Raw genomic sequence first — 23,870 nt, forward strand, 5'->3', positions numbered from 1 at the left:
TAATAGTCGAACTACAGAGCTTGCGCTACCTCAGTGAGCATGCACAGCGACAGGTGATTGGCGGTCGCCCTATTGACAGGGGCGCATGGGCAGACAAGCAGTACCGACACCATTCTTCACACAGCTTCGATCACAGGCTTTAGACTCTCTCGCAAAACAACCAGGGGCTCCTGAAGGCGTGCCACGACTTCATCAAAAGAGTCCTTAGAGAGAATCGCTCTTTTCTGTGTAAGTCCGACAGTATCGAAGTCCCCCAACTGTGCACTCTCAGGTAAGCGTTCGGCGGCCAATATGACTTGATGGTGAACCCCGGCTGCCCTCCCAAGAACCTCGACCATCTTTGTCAGATTGGGATCGTCCTGCCCTGACTGCTGAGGGGTATCAACGACGAAGGGAAATAGCGGGGAATCGCCCCACTCAGCATTCGTCGCAAGCATGGCCAAGTGAACAGCCAACATGGAGCGAGGCGCGGAACTTCCTCCGGATTGAGCACGCGCCCCAGGTTTTGGATCGCCGATCTGCTCGTCGACGGGAACATCGACCAAGTTGGACAAACTCGAGACCTGCGATGAAAAATACTTGCGAACTTGAGCCAGACGATCAGGATCTTCGAACTTTTTGACCTCCTCATCTGCCTTGGCCTTTTCTGCTTCCAGCTTCTTCAAAGCGGTAGATAGATCACCGCTGACCCGCTGAAAGGCTGTGTCGAGGGTTCTCTTGCTTTGCGAGGCCAGAACTTCTTCAAGCTTCAGCTTGGCTCGCCGTTCCTGCTGGAGTTTGTCGAGTTCGGCAATGTTGCGCTCCACCACTCTCAAACTCGTACGGATGTTGGCCTCTTTGCTGCCGATTTCATCAGCCTGTGTCCGAAGCTCCATGATGATTCCGCCCAAGGACTCTGCATCGCTCGAAAGAAGAATTCGAGCATGGAAGGAATTCTCATGGACCGTGCCACATGTAGGGCACTCGATGGCCTCGCCAGCACGATCCGTCAGGTATGCGAAGTCGCCTTTCAGTTCGTTGTAGGCGGCAAGGGCGAGCTTCAACTCCGACTGCACTTTCTCACGCGTGTTGACCAGCCCGAGAAGTTGGCCACGAATGCGAACCTGTTCCTGCTGGAGCTTGGTCGCTTTGCGGCCCAGCTCCGCCAGTTCACTGCGAAACGCTGCGAAGTTGAGAGAGGGCAGGTTCTTGGGCAAAACATCCTGCACCCGCTTGAAAGCTGCTCGCTGCGCTTCAAGTTCCTTACGCCTATCGGTAACTCGCTCACCGATCTCCGTCGAAAGATGCTTCGCTTGGAAGTACGCGTTCGGACGCATCCCAATGAAAGATTCGAACGTCGCGCCTTTCCAGTCAGAGAACTGAGTCAACTGTTCAAAGGTGTCCCAACCTGCCCCCCAACTTCCGTCCTGATCCATATAGAACGGCATGAACATGTACTCTGGACCAGCTTGCGAGAAGACCGCAGTTTGAGGACGTTTGAGTCGGAGTTCGAATCCAAAAAACGCACCGAGCGCTTTAGACCATGCCCTCATGTTCTCTGCAGAAAAAAGCAACTGGCCGTTGGCACCAAACATCCCCAACCGCTTGCCGTCACGAACAACCATGTAGTCGTTGTCCCGATAAGCGAACTCTAGAGCAACAACCGTATCAGGATCCCACGTACCTGCATCACGTTTTCTAGTATTACAACCAAAAACCCAGTAGAGGTTCTTGATGATGCGGGACTTACCCGTTCCGTTTGGTCCCAGAAGCAGCGTCTTCTGACTGAACAGCTGCTTTCTGGCGCTCTCGTCTCTCGCGGATACGAGCCAGAGCGTCTTGTATGTCACGCGCCGGTTCATTCTTCTTCCTTAGATTCCGGACCAGCCGGAGCAGTGAATACGGTGAGGTCGATTGCATCGAATAGCACCAGTAGCGCCACAGCGCGTATGTAGGCCAGGGGAAGGCCATTGAATTCAGCTAGGTTTGACGCCCGGGCCTCCTCAACAACCTCGTTCATCAGTTCGCCCAAGGTTGCCTTCGCACCAATGGCCGCCTCTATGGGAATGCGGGTTCGCTGCAGCGCGCTCGCTACTCCGCTGAAAATCATGTTGGTCCGGTCGGATGCGTCCGCACACACTCGGACCCTCTGAGCCTTGATGTCCTTGCGCTCGATGAAGGGATACCCCTCTCGATCCAACTCGGCAGTGGCTTCTTCCAGGATTTGGCTCAATGGAGCCCTGGACTGCGCAACGCTGGCCAGGATGTTCAAGGCCTGCGACTTGGAGATGATTCGCAGCTTAAGATCTTCGAAGGTCCGCGCGTAGGTGGTGCTGGACGCCCGGCTTTGTACTTCACTGGCAAGGACCCTCGCCGCTACCGATGTATGACTAAGTTGAAACGGCAATTGTCCCGTGGACGATAGTTGTTCGAGCTTTCCACTGACGAAAATCTCTGGCTCGCCCAGCGGAAGGTTGGTCTTGTGAACCAGCACACCGGTCAGATCGATATCTTCTTCCGATATGCCCAATTGGGTGCTGACGGCCACCTTCACAAGCTTCTGTTGCTCGGTCGTCAAGGTCGACAAATCTGTGTTCGTCGCAAGAGAGTCCACTCCAGCTTCGTCGGGCAGTTTCACTCCGATGTTTGAGACGAATCTCAGGTTGGCACGCGAGGCACCGAACTCGTGCCGACGGGCGTACAGCTTGGCAAGGATTGAATTCTCATGCGTGCCATCCTTACGTTTGCTGCCCTTCTTATGAAGATCCTTTAAGACCCAGACACCATCGCGCTCATGTTTCTTGACCTGGCAGAACTCCACCCTCGTTGGCGATTGCGCGGAATCGAGGATTGCTATGTCCTCCTTGACCTCAACACCGACGGCGAAGTCATCCCCGCTTCCAAGAAGTTCGGCGATAGACAACGCGGCCCACCATTGTTGAAAGGTGAAACCCAAGTTGGCGTTGACGCCATTCTTCTCATCTATTGAGCGATCACGGAGCACGAGATCCAGGCTGTCCTGACCATCCTCCGGTCGCCTCGCTGAGGTTCGTTGTGACATCGAATCGTTCTTCGATTTACTCTGCTTGCTCCAGCAGCCGCGCGTTAGCCATATCTATCGTGCAGCCCATGTAGTGGGGCTGGTCACTCGTGACATTTTGATACATGATACATGGTTTGCTTCCGCTTCTGGTCGAACACGGTCATTGGTGGGCGAGACGGCTGGCCGAACACCCACATCGCTTCGTCCCCTCTTACGCTCGCAAGCCGAGCCGCAGCCGCTTAGCTCGCTCTTTGAATGCGCGCTCACCACCCTCCAAGATGTCGCAGACATGCTGACGGATCTGTGGGTTCTCCAGCGATCCAAACTCATAGGAAATGAGTGGCAATTGCCCTGGTCGATGTGGACCACAACTGGCAACAATGACCTGATCAGCGTCCGTGTTGACGACGAGATTGGCATTGTGAGTCACGATGATGATCTGCCTTCGATACTTCGCAGCTCGAAATCGCTGTACAAGTTCTTGGAAGATCGATTGCGGGTCTAGATTCTCTTCCGGCTGATCAATGATGAGTGGCCGCAGATCCTCTGCGTCGATGGCTAGGTACAACAGTAGCAAGACGATTCCCCGCGTTCCCGGCGACAACTGCTCGATGTCTACCCCGTCATATTGGATGCCATACCCTACTGTGATGTGGCCAGTACTGAACAGCCAGTTGGATACGCTATGGGCCCACTCACGAAACTCCTGCCCCTCCGGTTGGTGAGTTTTGAGGTTCTCTTCGTTGCTTTTGACGAAATCGAGCAATGCGTTGGCGGCCTGCTCAGCGCTTCCAGTAGTCCATACATCCAATAGCGCTGCGCGGACGACGCGAAGAAGTTCTCCGCGGCCCCTGAATGGGCCTGATGTCCGCAAGTCCAACAGCGCTTCACCAGCACTTGCCCAAGCTGTGATGTCAACTTGGCGACGGACCGAAAAGGACAGTTTTGATAGCGAGCCCTCTGCGGCATCAATGCGCTCTTTGACAGGCGCATACAGTGCTTGTAGCTCCTGTTCTTCCTCGACGATAGCTTCGAAGATGCCCGCGTATGCCTTGCGGCGGGCGTCGATCAACACACGAATACGTTCATCGGCTCCCTGGATGTGTTGGATTTGCTGAGCGACTTTTCCAAGCGTCGTCTCGGCCTTTGTAATCTTGTCTGACAACGCTGAGAAACGTTTTGCATTTTGGGCATCAACCCCGACAAGAGTACGTAGGCGTGTCTGCTCACGCTCTAACAGCGATAAGGTTTGCTGGCTCAATACCGCGTCAGTCGCTATCAAGGCGACTTTTGCGTCGGCGTCAGGGTCCATGGGTGGGTCAGTCTTGGCCGGCCCCAGCAGCAGCCCGGTAGCTGCTTGCGCCTGCTTAACGCGCTCTCTCAGAAGTGCATCGACTTCGCCAACGAAATCGACTTCGAAGGCCTTCCAGTCCGATGGGCTCAAGTGCGCGTCGAAACGGTTCTCTTGCCAGTCAGTCAATAGGCTGGGTGCGATTCGTTGACGGAAATCGATCACGTCTTCTTGTAGATGCAGCAGGGCCTGATGTCGGAGCTTGAAGTGCTCGACTTGTTTCCTCTTTTCTTCCACCGCCTGAGAGACTACTTCATGTCGACTTGCTCGCTCCTCGTTGCCTTTTGGAACCAACGACTGGCGATCCTTCTTATCGTTCTCTATGGACTTCTTCTTTTCGTCACGATCCTTTTCCAGCGCCTTGAGATTGGCCTTCTGCGTGCGTTCTACCGCTAGAGCAGTCGATGCCCTTCTCAATGTTTGCTCTTGGCGCTCGCGCTTCTGTCGGGAGGTTTCAAGGCGAATCTCCAGTAACTCGCGAAACGACTCCGCCCCAAACCTCTCCGTGACTGGATGGGCATTGAATATGACGCGCTCGACCTCTTGGATCAGCGTGTCATCAAGTCCTTCGGCGGAGCATAATTGATCAACAAATTGCTGTGACAAGTACTGGACGTGAGGATGGTCAAGCAATTCCTCCATGTCGGTCTGTGTAAGGTGGTTGCCCGTCTTTTCGCCCGACTCCCAGTGCAGCGACGCTTCGCAGTCCCCCAAATGCTCTTGTGCTCGTCGTATGAACGACTTTGCGTTCAAGTGGTTGGCAAGCGCGATGCCACCCGCAGCGATCAGGTCAGCCAGAGCGGTTTTGCCCGATCCTTTGGCGCCGATGACTGCAACAAGGCCGGGATTCAGCTCGACTGAATCGCGCGACAACCAAGGAGCGTTGCTGATCGTCAAAGACTTGATAGTCTGCCCCGGCAATGCTCCGCGTGGTGGTTCTGCTCCGATGAAAACACGACCTTCGGGCTCAAGACATACCTGCCGTAAAGTTTCAAAGGTTAAATCTCCTTTGATCCAGCAGCGACGCTCTTGATCTGGTCGTCCAATGCGGGAAACATCATGCGCGTCTGATCCGTGCAGGCATGGTTTGCATCCATTCCATTCGCTTTCCAGCTTCTGTACGCTGGCCGCTCCTTTCCCCAGCCAGAATTCAATCTGCTTGGGTGAGGCGCTAAAGATGATGTCAGCGAAGCCTTCGATTTCTTTTCGCAAAGCAGAGAAGGATCCAAATTCGTCGCGGAGCCCGGACGTGCCATCTCTTTCTCCGCCAGCCACGGCAACTAGAGCGTGATTCTGAACCCATGCGTTCTTTCCCCAAGCGGCCCGCAACTGGTCGAAATTGACCTTGAAGAGGTTAGCCCCCTCCGACAACGCTGCCTCATCATCCGTCAGACCTGAGCGATGAGCTCGGCCCAAACGAATAAGGTCGGTGCTTTGGCAGCGATAGTTGTACCCAAGGTACGTAAACTCAAGCTCAAGGAGAAATCGCTTTATCTGTTCGACATGATCATGGGGGGCGGGATCAAACAGAAGGTGCAGATTAATCGCCGACGCTTTTGATGTCTCAATGCTTAGTCGAAGTTCGATGTTAGGAAAGATCAAGCCGACGTTCGACAATCTTCCCTGGCGCTGATGTTCGCAAACTTGGAGGTAACGTTCAATGCTGAAGTAATCGGTAATGCCGAGAGCCTGGATCGGTGGGTCAGCGGATTCAATTGCGCCAAGGAAGGTTTCCCATGCGGCTTCGCCGATGTACTGGTCGTTGAGGGCTGTACCAGGTGTGTGGATGTGGGGATCCCAACGGCGCCAGAGCGAGCCTCGCGGATCTGCCATCTCCATTGGTTTCGCCATGCCGCGTCCTTGTTTCGTTGGGGAGCATCACAGCAATATACGAGGTTATTTACTACGACGTCTATCGATGCTTGTTTATATCGATCATGGTGGCGCGTAAAGTGGCTGCTTTAATCATCTTGATTTCCACCAAAAGCATTTCGTTAATACTAGCGATGCAAGCGATATTGATCTCCATTTCCGCCAACTCTTGTCTTGGTGCCGCATTTTTTCTTTTCTCGCTGCAACTTCTCACCAGAGGTACAGTACCCGCATAAAAGCTTCGCCGATCTACCGGCGAACGAAGAATCTTTGGGCGGCACAGCTGCTTCTCGGGCATACAAAGCCAGAAAGCACGGTTCGCTATCTCCGCATCGAGATCGACGAAATGCCGTTGAGATGGCAGAGCAAATCGAGGTTTGATATACCTCGACCGACGAGCGGTCGCTTTCTGGCCAGGAGCAGTCATGTATGAGATTGGATTAAGCGACCGCTTCTGGCCGATAGCAGCCTCCCAGGACGGCACCGATCGTGTTCGAGAGATTGAACGCGCTATGGTTAACGCTGCGGCCAATGTCCGAACCTCACCGGCGGCGTTCATCAAATTTTTTCGCAATGCCAGAACCTGAGCGAAGCCAGCCCCGACGAGAAACAACACGACAACGGTAGCAGCTTTGGCGCTGGCGAAAACAGAAAACGCGCCGAAGACCTGACGCCCCTACTGTGAAGCCTGATCGTCCCGAACCGGAATTTCCATTGACAGCCGGACCGGATGGAATTGCTCCCGCAATCCCTGGGCGAATTTCAGGGCGAGCCGTGAACGCGGACGATCCTTCGGAAAAATCAGGCACAGGCTCAATTCGATGTGCGGGCGGAAAGGACGAAACTCGACGTCGGGCAACGGGTACTGATGCACCGTCGCCAGATCGACCAGCCCGATGCCCACGCCCTTTGCCACCATCAGGCACGCGGCCTGCGAGGAATTGACCTCCACCGCCACATTCGGCATCGACAACCCGTGCGCCCCGTATGCGGCCTGGATCGCCTTGCCGATCCGGGTCGTGGGGCCGGTGGCAACGACGATCCCCTTGGCGAGGTCCTGCGCGGTCACCTCTTTTTGCTTGGCCAGGCGCGACCGCCGCGGCACGGCGCACACCACGCTGGACTTTCCCACCTGCTCGACACCGACGCTGGGGTCCATGACCGGCGTGTAGACCAGGCCGATATCCACCTCGCGCCTTGCCACCCGCTCTTCGATGGCGTTGGCCGTGGCCATGGCATGAATCGTGACGCGCGCTCCGGGGCTGTGCCGGTGCAGCCGGGACACCGCTTCGGGCAGATAGGCATTGACGAAGGTCGGGGACGCGGCAACGGCCAGCCGCCCCGTCCGGCCGCCGCGTATCTCGTCGACCGCGCGGTTCAAGGTATCGATGCGGCCGAAGATCGCCTGGACATCGGGGAAAAGATCGCAGGCTTCGGGCGTTGGCTGCAGGCGTCCGCCCATGCGTTCGAAGAGCTTGAACTTCAGTTGCTGTTCCGCATGGCGCAGCACGTTGCTGATGGCCGGCTGGGTGACGTTGAGCAGGTGGGCGGCCCCGGTCACGGACCCGGCCTGCATGATCGCGTGAAAAACCTCGAGATGGCGCAGGTTCATGTGACGGCCTCGCGGCAATGGCATCACTAGGAATGATAGGGTACCAAAGAATAATCATTGGAAAGAAATACCACGGCACTTCAAGATCCCGGCTATCGAAGCATCGATCGCAAGGGAGCTGGGGTGGAGACGACACGACGGGACGGCGCCGGCCTGACGCGGGAACTGGTGCGGCGGGCGCTGGCGGTGTACCACGAAGACCTGCCCGGCACCGTGCGCCAGGTCGCCCGGGACTGCCTCGTGGATTGGCTGGGTTGCGCGCATGCCGGTCAGCAGGAGCCGGCCAGCCGCATCGTGCGCGCCTCCGTGCTCGAGGAAGGCGGCGCCGCCCAGGCGACCTTGATCGGCAGCCCGCTCAAGGTCGGCGTCTCGCAGGCGGCCCTGGTGAACGGTACGGCCTCGCACGCCCTGGACTATGACGATGTGAACCTGGTGCTGCCGGGACATGTCAGCGTTGCCGTCATCCCCGCCCTGCTGGCGCTTGCGGAATATCGCCAGGCCTCCTTGTCCGAGTTCGTCGCGGCCTTCGTCGCGGGCTATGAAACCGCCTGCCGCATCGGGGCGCTGGTCGAGCCGGCGCACTATGCGAACGGCTTTCATGCCACGGCCACCCTTGGCAGCCTGGGCGCGGCGGTGGCCTGCGCGCACTTGCTGAAGCTGTCGGAATCGGAGGCCTGCCATGCCGTCGGCGTGGCCGCGACCCAGGCGGCGGGCCTGAAGGCGATGTTCGGCAGCATGGCCAAGCCGCTGCATGCCGGCATGGCCGCCCAGACCGGCGTGCGTTCCGCGCTCTGGGCACAGAAAGGCTTCACCAGCCGCCCGGACGCGCTGGAATGCGCGCAGGGCTTCGTGCTGGCGCACGGCCAGGACATGCATGCGCACCACGCCCTGGCGGAGCCGGCCGGCGGTCATCACCTCCTGAACAACATTTTCAAGTTCCATGCGGCCTGCTTCAGCACCCATGCGACCATCGAAGCGCTGCGGGAACTCCGGCGCGAACACGCGCCTTCCCCAGACCAGGTCCAGCGCATCCAGGTGACGGCGGGCACCCCCTGCGCCATCTGCAACATCCCATCGCCCACCACCGGCCTGGAGGCCAAGTTCAGCCTGCGCGCCGCTTCGGCGTTCGCCCTGCTGGACATGGACACCAGCCGATTGGACACCTGGGACCGGGTGACCGAGGACGCCGTGCAGGCCACCCTCGAACGGGTCCGTGTGGAACTGGTGCCCGGCATGGGGTTGAGCGAATCGGTCGTGGCCCTGCACCTGGCCGACGGGCGCTCGTTCGAACGCGCGGCAAGCGTGGGATCACCCATGGCGGACAAGGCGGAACAGTCGCGGCGGGTGGACCGGAAGTTTCTTGCCCTCGTCTCGCCCCGGATCGGATACGACCGCAGCCTCCGCATTCTCGATCGGCTGACCGCGATGGTCGACGACGCCGCTTCGTCCGCATCCCTGACCGATTTGTTTCTCGACTGCCGCGCCTGACGGCACTCTGGATTTCCTTCCCCCCCGACATCGATCAAGGAGACCGATAGCAATGAACAAGGACAGCATCTATGGCAAGGTTGCCAAAGGCGAACCGTACCGCAAGGCCGGCGCCCGCCTGACGGAGGATGCCGAGGACGTCCAGAAACGCACGAAGCTGGGCGATCCCGAACAGCAGATGCGCGAATACAAGTTCTATCACCGCTTCGACAAGGCGCATCTGGTGATGCTGGCCGAACAAGGTTTTCACACGCGCGAAGATGCCGCCAAGATGTTGCAGGCGCTGCGCAGGATGGAGCAAGCCGGCATCGAGAAAACCCGCGCGGAAACCGAAGCCGGCGAACACTCCGGCGAAGCCTGGCTGATTACCGAACTGGGCGAAGACGTGGGCGGCCGCATCCATGCCGGCCGCAGCTCGGGCGACTTCATGGCGGTCACCAGCCGCATCTTCATCCGCGAATTCATCCTGAAGCTGATGGGCGCATCGATCGCCCTGCGCAAGCAACTGGTGCAGCTTGCCAGCGAAAACGTCGATACCGTGATGCCGGCCTCGACCTGGTCGCAGCATGCGCAGCCCACGACCTTCGCGCACTATGCGATGTCCTGGGAGCTGTCTCTGGAAAACGATTTCTCGCGCCTGAAGCAGCTTTACGAGCGCGTCAACATGAGCCCGGCGGGCGCCGCCATCATGACCGGATCGCGCTACCCCATCAAGCGCGAACGAACCGCCGAACTGCTGGGCTTCGACGGCGTCATCACCAACACGCGCTACGCCGTGCTGGGCTTCGACGGCTGGCTGGGCGTGCCCGCCGAGGCCTATACCGTCCCGGCCCTGCTGATGATGAACGTATCGGGCATCGCCTCCGAACTCTACCTGTGGTCCAACACCGAGTTCTCGTACGTGGAACTGGCCGACCGGTATTGCGGCACCAGCAGCATCATGCCGCAGAAGAAGAACCCCTACACCCTGATGTGGATACGCGGCGCCGCGGCGCGCACCTATGGGCACCTGGCCTCGTACCTGTACGAAATGCACGATGCCTGCATGGGCTACACGCGGCAGCTCGCGCCGACCCTGGACGACGTGCTGGAGGCCACCCAGATCATGACCGGCGTGCTCGCGACGCTGTCGCTGAAGAAAGACCGGATGCTGGCCAACGCCACCGGCCTGAACTGGATCTGCGCCACCGACATCGCCGACGCGATCGTCCTCGACAAGGGCCTGCCCTTCCGCACCGCGCATCAGATCGTCGCCATCCTGGTACGGCTGGGCATCTCCCGCGGCCTGACCCAGGCCGACGTGACGAGCGCGCTGGTCGATGAAGCGGCCATCGAATACATGGGCAAGCCGCTCGGCTTGAGCGAAGCATCGCTCCGCCAGGCTCTGACACCGATCGAATGCATCAAGGCCCGCACGTTGACCGGCGGCCCGGCTCCCGAACGGGTCGAGGAAGACATCGCCCGGGCCAGGAAACAATACGCCACAGACGAAAATACCCTTGCCGAAATCAGCCAACGCCTGGCCGCCTCGGAAAGCCGGCTCGAACAGGCCATCGACCAGATCATCGGATAACGGGCGGCACGGGGGACTCCCCCCGTGCCTGCCCTGCCCGATGACCAAGGAGAACAAAGCAATGAAAGCCATACGGATGGAGACAGGACACACGGCGCTGCGCCGGACACTCATGGGCCTGTGCCTGGCGGCCGCGGCCGCCGCCTCGCCCGCGCAGGCCGAGCGCGTGATCAGGCTCATCGTGCCCTACGGGCCCGGGGCGACGCTGGATACCGTGGCGCGCAACTTCAACGCCGATCTCGGCAAGGCCCTGGGCGCCACGGTGATCGTGGAAAACCGCGCCGGCGCCGGCGGCACCATGGGCACGACCTTCGTGGCCCGCTCGACCGACCACAACACCCTGCTGTTCACCGCGGCTAGCCACAACCTCGCGCCGTCCCTGTATCGCAGCCCCGGCTACGATCCGATCAAGGATTTCTCCGGCGTGGCCTACGTCGGCAACGCCGGATTCGTGATCGCGGTTCCCGGAACCCTGGGCGTCGATTCACTGCAGGACTACATCAAGGCCATCAAGGCCAAGCCGGGCGAACTGAACTACTCCTCCGCCGGCAACGGCGGCGCCACTCACCTGGCCATGGCCTCGTTTCTCGCCAACATCGGCGGAAAGATGCAGCACATCCCCATGAAAGCGACCGGCGACGCCATCAACGAAGTGCTGGCGGGCCGGACCCAGGGCACCGCCGCGGCCGTGCCGGCCATCATCGGCTTCAAGAGCGAGGCGCGTGTCAGGATGCTCGCCTATACCGGCGCCAAGCGATCGCCTCTGCTGCCCGAGCTGCCCACCGCGGCCGAGGCCGGTGCCCCCGGCTACAAATACGACACCTGGTTCGGCATCCTGGCTCCCAGGAACATGCCGCAGAACGAGATCGACAAGATCCACGCCGCGATGGACAAAGTGCTGGCCGATACGACGGTACAGGCGCGCCTGACCCGGCTGGGCATCGATTCCGAGCAGATGTCGGCCGAGGCGTTCAACACGCTGCTGCGGAAAGACTTCGAAGCCGCGGGTCCGCTGGTCAAGGCTTCCGGGGCCAATATCGAATAACGGATGCGCCCGCCTTCGCGTCGAAGTCATTCTTTTCGATTTTTTAGAAGCACTACCCACAGATAATTTCACTTTTTTCAAAATGAGGGGGTGTGTAGTCTTGCCGCATGACAACGACGCACCACCCCGCCACCCCGGCCAGGCACGCCGCCTATGAAGCGCGCACGACGGGGCTCCCTGCCCGCATCCGTCACGTCCTGAACCTGGACGATTTCGAACGCGCCGCGGCCCGGTACCTGCCCCGGCCGCTGCGCGAATACGTGCTGGGCGCGGCCGAGGACAACCGGTCGCTGGCCGCCAATCGCGCGGCGTTCCGGCGCCATGAGTTCGTCACGCGCGTGCTGGCGGACGTTTCCCGCCGCTCGACGCAGACCACGCTGCTGGGCCAGGCCTACCGCGTGCCTTTCGGCATCGCGCCGGTCGGCATCAGCGCGCTGCTGGCCTACCAGGGCGATCTCGCCATGGCCCTGGCCGCGCGGCAGGAAGGCGCGTGCATGATCATGAGCGGCTCGTCGCTGATGCGGCTGGAAGAGATCCACGAACAGGCCCCCGGCACGTGGTTCCAGGCCTACCTGCCGGGCGATCCGGTCCGCCGCGCCGCCCTGGTCGAACGGGTGGGCCGCGTCGGCTACGAGACGCTGGTGGTCACGGTGGACATCCCCGTGTGGGCCAATCGCGAGAACAACATCCGCGCGGGCTTTTCGCTGCCCCTGCGCCCCACCCCGCGGCTGGCCTGGGAAGGCGTCACGCATCCCGGCTGGCTGGTCCGCACCCTGCTCCGGACGCTGGCCACGCGCGGCATGCCGCATTTCGAGAATTCCTTCGCCGAACGCGGCGCGCCGGCGTTTTCCGCCAAGGCGGTGCGCGACACGACGGGCCGCGACCACCTGACCTGGGACGACATCGCCGCGATACGCCGGCAGTGGCGCGGCAACCTGGTGGTCAAGGGCATCCTGTCGGTGGAGGACGCGCGCCGCGCGCTGGCGATCGGCGCCGAGGGCATCATCGTGTCCAATCATGGCGGGCGCCAGCTCGACGGCGCCGCCGCCCCCCTGCGCGTACTGCCGGCCATCGCGGACGCGGTCGGGCAGCGCCTGGCGGTGATGATGGACGGCGGCATCCGGCGCGGCGGCGATGTCCTGATCGCGTTGTCGCTGGGCGCCCGCTACGTTTTCGCCGGCCGCCCTTTCATTTGCGCCGCCGCCGTGGGCGGCCAGGCCGGCGTGGCCCACGCCATCCAGCTTCTGCAAGCCGAGGTCGATCGCAACATGGCGATGCTGGGAGCCAGCCGCCTGGACGAACTCGGCCCGCACTGCCTGTTGCAGGCACAACAAGAATCCTGAAGAGGATCCGACATGACGAGGAGAAAACCATGAACAAGACCCTGTTGACCACTCTGCTTGCCGCCCTGGGCACCGGCCTGGCCGCCCCCGCCCTGGCCGATTCGTTTCCGGCCGCGCCCATCACCATCGTCGTTCCGATGGCGGCGGGCGGCCCGACGGACACCGCCGCCCGCGCGATCCAGCAGGCCATGGGCACGGCGCTGGGACAGTCGGTGGTCATCGAGAACAAGGCCGGCGCGGCCGGGCTGATCGCCATGAATTTCGTGCGCCGCGCCAAGCCCGACGGCTACACGCTGGGGGTCGCCTCGGCCACCACGCATGCCATCGCGCCCAACATCTATACCGAAGCGCCCTACGACTCGGTCAAGGACTTCAGCTTCGTCGGCGCGCTGATCACCGCCCCCGGCGTCCTGGTGGTGGCGCCGTCGGTCGCGCCCAAGTGCGACATGCAAGCCTTCCTGAAGAACCTGAAGGCCAACCCCGACAAGTACTCGTACGGCTCGGCCGGCGCGGGCTCGCTGTCGCACCTGAACGGCGCGCGCTTCCTGCAAGCCACGGGCACCAACATGCTCCACGTGCCGTACCGCGGCCTGTCCAACGCCATGAACGATCTGTACGCGGGCCAGGTGCACGCGGTGTTCGACAACGTCAGTTCGGCCATGACGCACATCAAGAGCGGCAAGGTCTGCGCCCTGGCCGTCCAGGCTCCGTCGCGCCTGGACAGCCTGCCCGCCGTGCCGACCTATGCCGAACTGGGCCTGCCTGAATTGAACAAGCCCACCTGGTACGGCATCGTGGGCCCCGCCGGCATGCCCAAGGAACGCGTGCAGGCGCTGAACCAGGCCCTGAACAAGGCCCTGGCCTCGCCCGAAGTGGCCAGCCTGTACCAGCGCCAGGGCGTCGCGGCGGCGGCCGGCTCGGCCGACGACTTCGCCGGCAAGGTCGCCAGCGAGCGCCAGATGTGGGCGGACACCACCGCCCGGATGAAATTCGAGAAATTCTCGGTGAAGTAAGCAAAGGAGAATCAGGATGTCTGAACAGCAGGCCCGCTTGCCCTTGTCCGGCCTACGCGTGCTCGACCTGACGCGCGTGCGCGCCGGCCCGACCGCCGTGCGCGTCCTGGCGGACTGGGGCGCCGACGTGGTCAAGATCGAGGAACCCGTCGATCCCGAACACGAGAACGAAATGGGCGGCATGCGCCTGGGACCGGACTACCAGAACCTGCACCGCAACAAGCGCAGCATCACGCTCAACCTGAAATCGGACCCGGGGCGCGCGCTGTTCCTGGACCTGGCCGCGCAGGCCGACGTCGTCGTCGAGAACTACCGCCCCGACGTCAAGGATCGCCTCGGCATCGACTACGACACGCTCCGCGCCCGCAACCCGCGCCTGATCTACGCCAGCATCTCCGGCTTCGGCCAGGACGGCCCTTATGCGCGGCGCCCCGGCTACGACCAGATCATCCAGGGCATGACCGGCATGATGTCGATCACCGGCCTGCCCGGCCACGGCCCGGTGCGCGCCGGCATCGCCATCGCCGACACGACGGCGGGCGTCTTCGGCGCGGTGGGCATCCTGACCGCGCTGTACGAACGCGAGAAGACGGGACAGGGGCAATGGGTCCGGACCTCGCTGCTGGAGTCCCTGCTGGCGACCATGGACTTCCAGTGCGCCCGCTATCTGGTGGCTGGCGAGATTCCCGTGCAGGCCGGCAACGACCATCCCACCATCATCCCCACCGGCGTGTTCGACACGCAGGACGGACAGGTCAACATCTGCGTGTCGGGCACCGTGATGTGGAAGCGCTTCTGCCACGCGATGGGCCGGGAACGCTGGCTGGACGATCCACGCTTCGCCACCAACAAGAACCGCTCGGCCAACCGCCGCGAACTCAACGACGAGATCGCCGCCGTGTTCGCGACGCAGACCAACGAACACTGGATCGAGCACCTGAACGCCAGCGGCCTGGCCTGCGGCGCCGTCAACAACGTCAAGCAGGCCTTCGACGACGCGCAGGTGCGGCACCTGGGCATCGCCTGGCCCGTCGCGCACGAAAAGCTGGGCGACATCCACCTGGTCGGCCAGCCCTTCAGCCTGGGCAACCATCAAGCCGGCGTGCGGCGCGTCGCCCCCATGCCCGGCCAGGACAACGAGGCGATTCTTGCCGAGATCGGCATCCGGGGCGACACCCTGCAGCAACTCAGGAGCGAACATGTCATCTGAAGCCCGGCCCGGCCGCATCCACGTCGCCGTCGAGCAGCATCTGGGCCGCGTCGTGATCGACCACCCGGCCAAGCACAACGCGCTGACCTTCGACATGTGGCAGTCCCTGCCCGGACTGCTGGACGAACTGGAAAACCGCGACGACGTGCGCGCCATCGTGTTCGAAGGCGCGGGCGACCGCGCCTTCGCCTCGGGCTCGGACATCTCGCAGTTCGGCGAACAGCGCGACACCGAAGAGAACGTGCGCCGCTACAACGCCACCGTCGAACGCGCCATCGGCCGCATCGGCGCCGTGCGCAAACCCACGCTGGCCTTCATCAACGGCTATTGCTTCGGCGGCGGCGTCGCCATCGCCCTGCACTGCGACATGCGCTATGGCAACGAACAGGCGCAGTTCTGCATCCCCGCCGGCAAGGTGGGCGTGGGCTACCACGAGCTCTGGCTGCACCGGCTGGCGCAACTGGTGGGGCCGGCCCACGCCAAGGAAATCATGTTCACCGCCCGCCGCTACACGGCCGAAGAAGCCCGGCAGATGGGCCTGATCAACCGAATCCAAACGCGCGAGGAAACGCTGGACCTCGCGCGCACCATCGCCGGCCTGGCGCCGCTGACGCACCGCGCGTCCAAGCTCGCCATCGAAACCTCCACCGCCCCGGACGGACGGGACTGGCAGGCCTGCAAGGACGCGATCCTGGACTGCTTCCGCAGCGCCGACTACGTCGAAGGACGCGAGGCCTTCACCGGCAAGCGGACACCGGTGTTCCGTGGCAAGTGAGCACGCCGGCGCGCCGGAGCGGCGCGTCCGCGCCATTGCCGACGACCTGCTTGCCGGCGCGGGCCTGCCCGGCCTGACGGCGTTCACGCTGGCCGGGCCGCGCCCGGCGCTGGACTCGCCGCTGCCGCTGGCGGACATCGCCTCGGCCTTCCAGTTGGCGGTGGCCCATGGCACCGCGCTGGTCGCCACAGACGAACCCCGCGCGCACTACGAGGTGTCGCCCGCGCAGGCGCTGGCCGGGCTGGAACCCACGCACTTCCAGCGCATCCATGACCACCGCTTTCCCCAGTCGTCGCACGGCAAGGAACTCAAGTCCGACTTCTATCCCACCGCCGACGGCCGGTGGTTCCTGCCGTCCGGCTCCTATCCCCATCTGCGCGACGGCACGCTGGCCCTGCTGGATTGCGCCAATACGGCGCCCGCCCTGGCCGCGGCCATACGGCGCTGGCCGGCACAGGAACTGGAAGACGCGGTAGCCGAACAAGGCTTGCCTGGCGCCTGGGCGCGAACGCCCGAAGCCTGGCTGGCCAGCGACGCGGGCGCCGCTATCGCCTTGGAGCCGCTGCTGACAGTGCGGCCGCTGCGCACCGGGGCGCCGGTTGTGGGCGGCTTGGCCGGATTGCGGGTCCTGGACCTGTCCCACGTCATCGCCGGGCCGGTGGTCGCCCGCCACTTCGCCTTCCACGGCGGCGAGGTCCTGCGGATCTCGTCGCCCGCCCAACCCGACCCGCTGCCGCAGATCCTGGACACCGGCATCGGCAAGCGCAACGCCTTCGCCAGCTTCCACGACCCCGACGACCTGGCCCGCGTGCGGACGCTGGCCTCGGACGCGGACATCGTTGTCGATTCGTGGCGGCCCGGCGCGCTGGCCCGCTTCGGCCTGGACGCCGCCGGCCTGCTGCCGCGCGCCGGCCGCGACTTCATCCACGTCGGCGTAAGCGCCTTCGGCCATGACGGCCCCTGGGGCACGCGCAAGGCCTTCGACCAGGTGGTACAGGCCGCCACCGGCATCGCCGCGCTGCACGCGCGGGACGGCAAGCCACGGCTGTCGCCCACCCGCCTCCTGACCGACTACCTGACCGGCCAGCTCGGCATACTCGGCACGCTGGCCGCGCTGCGCCAGCGGCAGCAGTCCGGCGGCAGCTGGGAGGTCCGGGTATCATTGGCGCGAGTGGCGACGTACCTGCTGGCCTGGGCCGACCCGTCGCACCAGGGCGGCGACAGCTTCGACGCCCTGGCGCCCCAACTGGTCACGCGCCACGGCCCGTTCGGCACCACCCACCACGTAGCGCCCGCCGTCGCCGGCCTGGACGACGGGACAACCCCCGGTCCCCATCCGCTGGGCAGTTCCCCCGCGGCCTGGGCGCCTTCCCCTCTGCGGCCATGACACTGAAACAGCTCGAAGCGTTCTACCTGGCGGCCACCAGCCCCAACTTCATGATCGCCGCCGAACGCCTGCATATTTCCGTCTCCACCCTGTCCAAGCGCATCACCGACCTCGAACACAGCCTGCGCAGCATCCTGTTCGACCGCAGCTCCTTGCGGGCCCGCCTGACCAGCGAAGGCGAACAACTGCTGCCGCACGTCGAACAACTGCTCAAACAGGCCAACGTCGTCGCCGGCATGGGCCGGCAGGCCGAGATCCTGCGCGGCCGCTGCCACTTCGGTGTAGGCGAGCTAAGCGCCCTGACCTGGCTGCCCACCTTCATCGCCCGCCTGCAAGCCGTCCACCCCGACCTGCAACTGGACCCCGTGGTCGAAGCCGGCAGCTCGCTCGGCAACCTCGCCCGGCGCGTGGCCGAAGGCGACCTCGACTTCGCCGTCATCGCCAACCGCCCCGCCGACAACCGCATCAAGGCCGAATACCTCGGCAGCGCCGGCTTCGCCTGGGTCTGCTCCCCCGCCCTGCACCGCCAGGGCGAAGGCCGGCTGCCGGCCCTCTTGCCCGATTGCGCGCTGATCTCGCTACCGCCCTCCAGCGGCACCGCCCTCATCATCGAACAATCGCTCCAGTCCATCGACGCCACCGTGGCGCGGCGCCTGCACTGCAACAGCTGGGCCGTCATCGCCCAATTGCTGATACAGGGACTGGGCCTGGGCGTGCTGCCCGAATCCTGGGCCGATCAACTCGTCCAGGCCGGCCTGCTCGTGCGGCTGCGCGGCACGCCGCCCCTGGCGGCGCTGGACTACTTCCTGATCTCGCGCGAACGCGACCTGCGGCCCCTGGTTGGCGCCTGCCTGGACATCGCCTGCGAAGTCGTGAATTTCAAGCCGACCGATATCGGTTTTTTGCACACCGGCACACGGGCCTGAACCCTATTGATGGTCCTCGTGCTTCGGCTGGCCGCGGTTGTGCGTGAGCTTGCGCAGCAGCGCCAGGATGAACAGCGCAAACAGCGTGCTGACGATGGCGGTCATCTCCCGCCCCATGCCAGCCGCGATGCCGATGGCGGCTGTCAGCCAGATGCTGGCCGCCGTGGTCAGGCCGTGGATCTCGCGGCCGTTTGATTTGAGGATGGCGCCGGCGCCGAGGAAGCCTATGCCGGCGATCACGCCTTGCAGGACACGGCTCATGTCGGCTACTTCCATGCCGCCTTGCAGGGGAACGAGAACGAACAGCGCGGCGCCCAGGGCGACCAGCATGTGGGTGCGCAGGCCGGCGGCGTTGCCGCGTAGTTCACGCTCCAGGCCTAATAGGCCGCCTAGGGTCATGGCGACCAGGAGGCGGACGAAGACTCGGGTTAGTTCGGCTATGTCGGGGATGTCGGAGAATTCGCTGGAGGCTGCGGTCCAGATTTGGGTCCATAGGGGGGCGTCCATGGCTGGTCCTTTTTATTCGGATAATCGTCAGACTACGGGTAGGCTGGTGGGATGCGCAGTCACAGAGCATTCACGCACGCAACAAGGTGTAGAGTCAACCAGTAGAACAAGTCAACGCTAAACTTGTTCTCAGATGCCTAGGCTCACAGTTATAGGCATTTCCTTTTTCGGGTCATATAGTGAACGTCAGCTTTCGGCCAGGAAGCGACGATCGGTCTCCTTGCGAAACTTGGTCCCCACGTCGCTTTCTCTTCCGGGAGTGATCATCTCAAAGCGTTAAGACGCTCCATCTTCCCGATTTTTCTAGTCCAGTGAGCGGACTTCATTCTGCTTCTGCATTTGGACGATCGACACCGCATGGGGCGCCCCAGTGGGGACGACGTCTAGAGCCACATACGCTTTATCAGACTCCCTCGCACCCGATGCCTCCGTTGATACCGCAGGTGCCGCTGCGACGGGTAAATTCGAGCCCGAGTTCGAACGCACATCCTCTGCAGTATCCACCTCCACAGTCTCTGCGCGTGCTTGATCAGCCTCCGCCTTGACCCCCGGGAGAAAATCAATGCCATAAAGCTTCTTATACGCGCCCGCGAAATCCGTCGTCGCCCTGAAATCTCGAAAAAGCGGCCACTTTATATATCCAATTCGATCAACGAGTTCACTCTCCTTTCCAATTTTTAGCATCAACTCCCCGGCCTCGGCATAGCGCTCTCTGAGTACTGCCTCAGCCAACCGGAATTCCAAACTAGCATCGGACCAATCAAAACTGGAGAGAATTGGCTCCATTGCTGGGATTTTGTCCATTGCCCTCAATGCAATGCAACGATTAATCGCCAACATCCTCGCTGACTTGGTGTCCATTTGCTTTCGTACGGGGATTTCCATAGCGTAGGCACCAATCATTTCCGCTGAAACCCACTGCTCTGCGCAAAGGAGATCGTAGGTCGTCTTAATCAAATGCTTGGCCGCCTGTTCTTGCTCATCGACTGTAGGGCAAACTTTCCTCCAAAGCGTCTGAGCAAGCATCACACACACCGAAATCACAACGTCTGTTGTTCCGACAATATACTTTGTTGACAGCTTTAGCTTATCCCCTTTCTTGAGGTCATTCGGCAATTTAACTTTTTCTTTCTTGCAGCACGCTAAGTATTGCTCGGTCACTACACCGCCACAATGTGTCATTAGATTTCGACGCTGACCGGCTTCTACGAATCGCGGCCACGACTCAAACGCCGTCAGTTTTATCTTGAACAGATTTTCGAAGTATTCAAACTGCTCGACATAGCTCTTTCTTCTAATGGTGTCGATTTCCTCATCAATCACCGACTCTTTGATCGCAGCAATGTCGCCTGCCTTCAAAATTTCCGAGAACGTAAGACTCTTATTTATGGCATCAAATAGACTCGGTTTTTTTATAAAAATCGCCTTAACCAGCTCACCCGTAAATACATCATAAATCGCGAAAATATTATTAAAAAAGCTTGTCTGCAAAACCTCTAGGTACTTATTGTTCTTCAATCTCAGCATTTTCTGCGTGGCATCGAGCAAGATACCAGCTGCATGACGCTCGTCGCTTTCGCTGCCTTGTGCCTGCAGGTGATCGAAACGCGCCTCTACCTCTTCTTTTAGTACATCTAACTTTTTTTCAATTAAGATCTTCAACTGAGGCGTAAAAAATCCGATACTCTCCCGAATGTCTCCGATTCCTTGCACAGCATTGTTTGATGCTTTAACTATGGGATGATCACCAAGAGTCGCGTAGTTATCGACATGTGCCATAAGCTTTTGTCTCAACGCATCTGCGTCCTGTTGATTCATGTCGTTCAACGTAGTCACTTCTGTGCTGCCAACGCCTGTCTCGGCCTCTTTACCCGGATTCTCGTTCATACTGGTCTCTCCAATCATACTTTCCTCGAAAATTGACGATATGAGGCGCGCATGTTCGTGCGGACGCCGGACCGGCAATTTTGTCTGCCGCGAAATCAAAGAGTATCAGTTACGAGGCCTTGTCGAGGAGACGATTTAACTACTGCGACTCTCCAGCCAGTCACAAGCACAGCTCCGTGCCGCACAGCGCTATGTAGCGTGCCGGCTTCGGCCAGTCAAGAGATTTAGTCGCCCAACAATCGGGAGCAAACAGGGCGAATGGCCGTTCTGCACTTCTAGATGCCGCTCGATCACCGGGGCATTGAGCGGCTGAAGAGGGTCGATAACCGTCGTTCTCGTTTGTCTGCTGTCGACCTAAAGCGGCCGTGCTGCGCCCTGACAATGGTCGAAGATGCCGGAGCTCTTAAACACTAACGGTACGGAAGTTCTTTTTATCCTTTTTTGACTCCCGCCAAACCTCAACACGGAGGTGGGATGACACCGGCCAAAATGGAATACTCGGTCTCGGGGTGCGCCGATCTCTGTGAGGCTGACCGCTAATCGGGATTTCCTCGGTACTCTCAAGAGGGAGCTGAACTTGTTCGTGAAATCGAGGGGCCTCTACCAAGGACTGACTCAACTTTGTCATGAACTCAGGCGACTCTTTCGCATCGTCACCTATCAACGCTTCCGCCTCGTTTGTAGCCTGCTCCGGAGTTATCTCTCCTCGCTGAACCTGCACAAACAAGCGCTGCAAGGCGCCAAGAGTCCCACTACGCTTTCGTATTCTTGAACCCTCGAAGTCACGCCCTAGTTGCTGCTCTGCTGTTTTCGCAAGAACATCGCTTACAGTGACAACCTGATCCCTGACGATTTGCAGGCCCGAAATGAAGGAGCCGTAATTTCCGATTCCGAAATAAAGGGCGCCCAATGCTACAGCAATTCTCCCCTTGCCTTTGATCGACCCCTCCTCAACTTCCAGTGCGAGAGAGTAGTCCGGAACAAGGAGATTTTCTTCAACGCTCTGCTCCCAGCGATCAAAGAGGTGCAGAGAATACCGCTCAAGCTGACGTTTCGTGAGATTAGGCACTGCAAAATAGAAATCTGTTGTCCCAATGTCGATCATCTATACATCCACCGCTCTCTTCGCGACGTTTTGGAGAGGTTGAACATCTGGTGCTCGCGTATTCCAGTAGGTATATTACAAAATAAAGCGGCCAATAAAATTACTACCTGAAGATCGGCACGTGGCCGGAAACGGACGATAATAGGCTATTCCCGGTAACCATAGTGTTTTTGCTCGATTATTGTGAGCAGGCACCAGCGAGGCCGGTCAAACTCGTAAGCGCATTGCACAGCGCAACGCCCTTGTGCCCTTAGCTAGTTCAAGCAGCATTTCTCATATTTTCGGCCGCTACCACAGTTACAAGGCTCGTTTCGCCCGAATTTCTTGCGCCCCACTTCTCGTATGTACTGAAGGAGCACCTCTCGCACCCGAACCGCTGGCTTCATTTTCGCGATTAGCGAATCCATCTCCGCCGGGGGCTCCCACGGAAAACTCAACGTAACACCGAACTGGACTTGCCTTCCCGGGCTGACGGAGACATCAAACCATTGTGTCGCGCGCTGCTGGTAGCTCCAATCGATAGGGAATTCACAGGCGTTGTTCCTCGTATAGAAGAAAATCTCAGACTGTAGCTCGCGCCCTATATGCTTTCAAGAATTTCTGCGCGGCGCTTTTCATACTCCGAGGGTTCAATAAGCCCCCTATCCATCAGTTGACTGAGAGTGCTGAGACGTTCCTCAATAGTTTTTTCTGGCGTAGACGTCAGTGACTGTTGCGTTAGGCTGGAACCAGCTGCGGCGCAAGCAGCGTTGATGTCGTTCATAAGTGCGACCTCGTCAAATAGAGTGTTGCCTTTTTTGTCCCGCGTCAAATTTGAGTAGATTCGTCCGAGAGCTAGCGTTTTCTGCTTATGGTCTGCGTCGTGCGGATCTAACTTCAAAGCTGAGAGCGCCTCAAGGTATGCTTGCTTGGCAGCTTCCTTCGCTTTGGCTTGTGCCACGCCAGAATAGATCGCAAATCCAACAACGGCAATTAGAACAATGACAACTACGGTTCCCATAACTTCCTCCCCTTGATATCTCGGATTTTTGTCGGACTAGATAAGAAAGACGATGCTCATCTTATGCAGCGAGGCCTCGTAAAGCAATGGACTTCGTGGCGCACAGGAAACTGCCTAATCCCTAGGCATATAGGTCATCCTAAATTTTTAGATAAATGGTCTCTATTCTTGGCCGAAAACTAACATCTTGGAGAGTGTTGAGGCCTGCTCAGTAAAGACTTCAATACGCTGTGTCATTGGCCCGCTGAGGGTCAGATGGGCACTGGCCGGATAGGTTCACAATACCTCACGGGCTTGTCTGCAAACTTCTCTCTCCACTTTTCGATCGTCGCAGGCAATGTGTTTCGTGCCTTTAGCACTTTGGTGAAGTAGTGCACGCAATCCGCCTCTGAGTCTATGTACGCGGCCCACATCTGCCCCAACTACTCGACCATTTCGGCGTAGAGGCCTGCTACACCCCAAACAACGGTTTGACCCTCCATATCGGCGCTTTCGCCCAAACCAATGTCTGAAGTGCATGCCCGCATAGCGCCCATGTGCTCACCGACAAGCTGATAAAGACGCGACAATTCCAGTTCGTTCATGAGCCCTCTTTCGAACCAAGGCTCGGGCTCATGGGGGTAGCGCCCGCCGAAATGAGCCTGCATACCTCCCCGATAGGAACAGCGAGTTGCCTCTTCGATTTCGATCGCACGCCCGGCCTCACTGTGCTTGCGCCGAAAGACGAGTTCACCGATCGGTTCGTCCTGCCCAT

General features: G+C 60.4%; 19 protein-coding genes and 1 pseudogene. 10 read left to right on the top strand and 10 right to left on the bottom strand.

Features of this window, described 5'->3' with window-relative positions:
• Nucleotides 1-116 precede the first annotated feature (116 nt).
• The 3 genes from WKR98_RS18150 to WKR98_RS18160 form a co-directional block, all read right to left on the bottom strand.
• Complete coding sequence (locus WKR98_RS18150) at nt 117-1,841, bottom strand: hypothetical protein (protein ID WP_341434272.1); 1,725 nt, start codon at nt 1,839-1,841, stop codon at nt 117-119.
• Nucleotides 1,838-3,040 carry a dsDNA nuclease domain-containing protein gene (locus tag WKR98_RS18155; protein ID WP_341434273.1) on the bottom strand — a complete coding sequence of 401 codons (1,203 nt, stop codon included), beginning with the start codon at nt 3,038-3,040 and terminating at the stop codon, nt 1,838-1,840. The genes WKR98_RS18150 and WKR98_RS18155 overlap by 4 nt, the downstream gene beginning before the upstream one ends.
• A gap of 193 nt (nt 3,041-3,233) precedes the next feature.
• On the bottom strand, nt 3,234-6,224 hold the full coding sequence (locus tag WKR98_RS18160) for a TrlF family AAA-like ATPase (protein ID WP_341434274.1): 2,991 nt from the start codon (nt 6,222-6,224) through the stop codon (nt 3,234-3,236).
• Nucleotides 6,225-6,474: 250 nt separating this feature from the next.
• Here WKR98_RS18160 and WKR98_RS18165 point away from each other — a divergent pair.
• A pseudogene (locus tag WKR98_RS18165) lies at nt 6,475-6,626 on the top strand (integrase); the annotation flags it as partial.
• 295 nt (nt 6,627-6,921) lie between these two features.
• Here WKR98_RS18165 and WKR98_RS18170 read toward each other — a convergent pair.
• On the bottom strand, nt 6,922-7,857 hold the full coding sequence (locus WKR98_RS18170; protein WP_341434275.1) for a LysR family transcriptional regulator: 936 nt from the start codon (nt 7,855-7,857) through the stop codon (nt 6,922-6,924).
• Between the two features lie 123 nt (nt 7,858-7,980).
• Here WKR98_RS18170 and WKR98_RS18175 point away from each other — a divergent pair, with 123 nt between their 5' ends.
• The 9 genes from WKR98_RS18175 (at nt 7,981) to WKR98_RS18215 (ending at nt 18,617) form a co-directional block, all read left to right on the top strand.
• Complete coding sequence (locus WKR98_RS18175; RefSeq protein WP_341434276.1) at nt 7,981-9,345, top strand: MmgE/PrpD family protein; 1,365 nt, start codon at nt 7,981-7,983, stop codon at nt 9,343-9,345.
• Between the two features lie 52 nt (nt 9,346-9,397).
• Nucleotides 9,398-10,918, top strand: a complete 1,521-nt coding sequence (gene argH / locus WKR98_RS18180; RefSeq protein ID WP_341434277.1) for an argininosuccinate lyase — start codon at nt 9,398-9,400, stop codon at nt 10,916-10,918.
• A 61-nt stretch (nt 10,919-10,979) separates the two neighbouring features.
• A complete protein-coding gene (locus tag WKR98_RS18185; protein ID WP_341434278.1) occupies nt 10,980-11,963 on the top strand; it encodes a tripartite tricarboxylate transporter substrate-binding protein in 984 nt (327 codons plus the stop codon).
• 107 nt (nt 11,964-12,070) lie between these two features.
• Nucleotides 12,071-13,306 carry an alpha-hydroxy acid oxidase gene (locus WKR98_RS18190; RefSeq protein WP_341434279.1) on the top strand — a complete coding sequence of 412 codons (1,236 nt, stop codon included), beginning with the start codon at nt 12,071-12,073 and terminating at the stop codon, nt 13,304-13,306.
• A gap of 29 nt (nt 13,307-13,335) precedes the next feature.
• A complete protein-coding gene (locus WKR98_RS18195; RefSeq protein ID WP_341434280.1) occupies nt 13,336-14,319 on the top strand; it encodes a Bug family tripartite tricarboxylate transporter substrate binding protein in 984 nt (327 codons plus the stop codon).
• A gap of 16 nt (nt 14,320-14,335) precedes the next feature.
• A complete protein-coding gene (locus tag WKR98_RS18200) occupies nt 14,336-15,529 on the top strand; it encodes a CaiB/BaiF CoA transferase family protein (RefSeq protein WP_341434281.1) in 1,194 nt (397 codons plus the stop codon).
• Nucleotides 15,519-16,304, top strand: a complete 786-nt coding sequence (locus WKR98_RS18205) for an enoyl-CoA hydratase (protein ID WP_341434282.1) — start codon at nt 15,519-15,521, stop codon at nt 16,302-16,304. Before WKR98_RS18200 ends, WKR98_RS18205 begins: the two co-directional genes overlap by 11 nt.
• Nucleotides 16,294-17,691 (top strand): CoA transferase, encoded by a 1,398-nt coding sequence (locus WKR98_RS18210; RefSeq protein ID WP_341434283.1) that lies wholly within the window; start codon nt 16,294-16,296, stop codon nt 17,689-17,691. Before WKR98_RS18205 ends, WKR98_RS18210 begins: the two co-directional genes overlap by 11 nt.
• Nucleotides 17,688-18,617, top strand: a complete 930-nt coding sequence (locus tag WKR98_RS18215; protein ID WP_341434284.1) for a LysR family transcriptional regulator — start codon at nt 17,688-17,690, stop codon at nt 18,615-18,617. Before WKR98_RS18210 ends, WKR98_RS18215 begins: the two co-directional genes overlap by 4 nt.
• A 3-nt stretch (nt 18,618-18,620) precedes the next feature.
• Here the strand turns inward: WKR98_RS18215 and WKR98_RS18220 are convergent, their stop codons facing one another.
• The 6 genes from WKR98_RS18220 to WKR98_RS18240 form a co-directional block, all read right to left on the bottom strand.
• Nucleotides 18,621-19,124: an MgtC/SapB family protein gene (locus WKR98_RS18220; RefSeq protein ID WP_341434285.1), complete on the bottom strand. Its 504-nt coding sequence runs from the start codon at nt 19,122-19,124 to the stop codon at nt 18,621-18,623.
• A gap of 303 nt (nt 19,125-19,427) precedes the next feature.
• The gene (locus WKR98_RS18225) at nt 19,428-21,011 is read right to left on the bottom strand and encodes a hypothetical protein (RefSeq protein ID WP_341434286.1); all 1,584 of its coding nucleotides are present in this window, start codon (nt 21,009-21,011) and stop codon (nt 19,428-19,430) included.
• Between the two features lie 403 nt (nt 21,012-21,414).
• On the bottom strand, nt 21,415-22,116 hold the full coding sequence (locus WKR98_RS18230) for a hypothetical protein (RefSeq protein WP_341434287.1): 702 nt from the start codon (nt 22,114-22,116) through the stop codon (nt 21,415-21,417).
• Nucleotides 22,117-22,370: 254 nt separating this feature from the next.
• Nucleotides 22,371-22,523: an SEC-C metal-binding domain-containing protein gene (locus WKR98_RS29280; protein WP_445936109.1), complete on the bottom strand. Its 153-nt coding sequence runs from the start codon at nt 22,521-22,523 to the stop codon at nt 22,371-22,373.
• 173 nt (nt 22,524-22,696) lie between these two features.
• The gene (locus tag WKR98_RS18235; protein ID WP_341434288.1) at nt 22,697-23,116 is read right to left on the bottom strand and encodes an SHOCT domain-containing protein; all 420 of its coding nucleotides are present in this window, start codon (nt 23,114-23,116) and stop codon (nt 22,697-22,699) included.
• Nucleotides 23,117-23,538: 422 nt separating this feature from the next.
• On the bottom strand, nt 23,539-23,700 hold the full coding sequence (locus WKR98_RS18240; RefSeq protein ID WP_341434289.1) for a hypothetical protein: 162 nt from the start codon (nt 23,698-23,700) through the stop codon (nt 23,539-23,541).
• Between the last annotated feature and the right edge of the window lie 170 nt (nt 23,701-23,870).

This window comes from Pigmentiphaga sp. YJ18 (genome assembly GCF_038066655.1).
Taxonomy (GTDB): domain Bacteria; phylum Pseudomonadota; class Gammaproteobacteria; order Burkholderiales; family Burkholderiaceae_B; genus Pigmentiphaga.

Coding starts and splice junctions, on each gene's coding strand:
- WKR98_RS18205 (WP_341434282.1), top strand. CDS start 15,519: ATGTCATCTGAAGCCCGGCCCGGCCGCATCCACGTCGCCGTCGAGCAG.
- WKR98_RS18220 (WP_341434285.1), bottom strand. CDS start 19,124: ATGGACGCCCCCCTATGGACCCAAATCTGGACCGCAGCCTCCAGCGAA.
- WKR98_RS18155 (WP_341434273.1), bottom strand. CDS start 3,040: ATGTCACAACGAACCTCAGCGAGGCGACCGGAGGATGGTCAGGACAGC.
- WKR98_RS18170 (WP_341434275.1), bottom strand. CDS start 7,857: ATGAACCTGCGCCATCTCGAGGTTTTTCACGCGATCATGCAGGCCGGG.
- WKR98_RS29280 (WP_445936109.1), bottom strand. CDS start 22,523: ATGGATTCGCTAATCGCGAAAATGAAGCCAGCGGTTCGGGTGCGAGAG.
- WKR98_RS18200 (WP_341434281.1), top strand. CDS start 14,336: ATGTCTGAACAGCAGGCCCGCTTGCCCTTGTCCGGCCTACGCGTGCTC.
- WKR98_RS18230 (WP_341434287.1), bottom strand. CDS start 22,116: ATGATCGACATTGGGACAACAGATTTCTATTTTGCAGTGCCTAATCTC.
- WKR98_RS18190 (WP_341434279.1), top strand. CDS start 12,071: ATGACAACGACGCACCACCCCGCCACCCCGGCCAGGCACGCCGCCTAT.
- WKR98_RS18150 (WP_341434272.1), bottom strand. CDS start 1,841: ATGAACCGGCGCGTGACATACAAGACGCTCTGGCTCGTATCCGCGAGA.
- WKR98_RS18225 (WP_341434286.1), bottom strand. CDS start 21,011: ATGAACGAGAATCCGGGTAAAGAGGCCGAGACAGGCGTTGGCAGCACA.
- WKR98_RS18160 (WP_341434274.1), bottom strand. CDS start 6,224: ATGGCGAAACCAATGGAGATGGCAGATCCGCGAGGCTCGCTCTGGCGC.
- argH (WP_341434277.1), top strand. CDS start 9,398: ATGAACAAGGACAGCATCTATGGCAAGGTTGCCAAAGGCGAACCGTAC.
- WKR98_RS18240 (WP_341434289.1), bottom strand. CDS start 23,700: ATGAACGAACTGGAATTGTCGCGTCTTTATCAGCTTGTCGGTGAGCAC.
- WKR98_RS18185 (WP_341434278.1), top strand. CDS start 10,980: ATGAAAGCCATACGGATGGAGACAGGACACACGGCGCTGCGCCGGACA.
- WKR98_RS18195 (WP_341434280.1), top strand. CDS start 13,336: ATGAACAAGACCCTGTTGACCACTCTGCTTGCCGCCCTGGGCACCGGC.
- WKR98_RS18235 (WP_341434288.1), bottom strand. CDS start 23,116: ATGGGAACCGTAGTTGTCATTGTTCTAATTGCCGTTGTTGGATTTGCG.
- WKR98_RS18215 (WP_341434284.1), top strand. CDS start 17,688: ATGACACTGAAACAGCTCGAAGCGTTCTACCTGGCGGCCACCAGCCCC.